General features: G+C 67.4%; 1 pseudogene. It reads right to left on the minus strand.

The window, feature by feature from the left end:
* Positions 1-725 (minus strand): annotated as a pseudogene (locus A5636_RS26485) (hypothetical protein); the annotation flags it as partial.

Consider the following 725-nt stretch of genomic DNA (forward strand, 5'->3'; position numbering starts at 1 on the left):
AAGTTCAGCGGCGGGAACTGGAAGCCCGGGAAGCCCGGCAGCGGGGGCAGTTCCAGGTTGGCCCCGAGGTTGATCAGCGTGTTCAGCCCACCGGTCAGGGCGGCGCCGAAGTCAGGCAGCACCAGCCCGGGGAAGCCCGGAATAGCAATGCCTGGCAAGCCGAAGTTCAGCGGCGGGAACTGGAAGCCGGGGAACCCAGGTAGCGGCGGTAGTTCGAGGTTGCCGGCCAGGTTCACCAGCGTGTTCAGCCCGCCGGTGAGGGCGGCGCCGAAGTCAGGCAGCACCAGGCCCGGGAAGCCGGGGATGTTGATGCCCGGCAAACCGAAGTTCAGCGGCGGGAACTGGAAGCCCGGGAACCCAGGTAGCGGCGGCAACTCCAGGTTGGCCCCGAGGTTGATCAGCGTGTTCAGTCCGCCGGTGAGGGCGGCGCCGAAGTCAGGCAACACCAAGCCGGGGAAGCCGGGAATGTTGATGCCCGGCAAACCGAAGTTCAGCGGCGGGAACTGGAAGCCCGGGAAGCCCGGCAGTGGCGGCAGTTCCAGGTTGCCGGCCAGGTTTACCAACGTGTTCAGTCCACCACTCAGCGCGGCACCGAAGTCAGGCAGCACCAGTCCGGGGAAGCCCGGGATGTTGATGCCCGGCAGGCCGAAGTTCAGCGGCGGGAACTGGAAGCCCGGGAAGCCCGGCAGCGGGGGCAGTTCCAGGTTGGCCCCGAGGTTGATCAG

It is taken from the genome of Mycobacterium asiaticum, from assembly GCF_001673315.1.
Taxonomy (GTDB): Bacteria; Actinomycetota; Actinomycetes; order Mycobacteriales; family Mycobacteriaceae; genus Mycobacterium; species Mycobacterium asiaticum_B.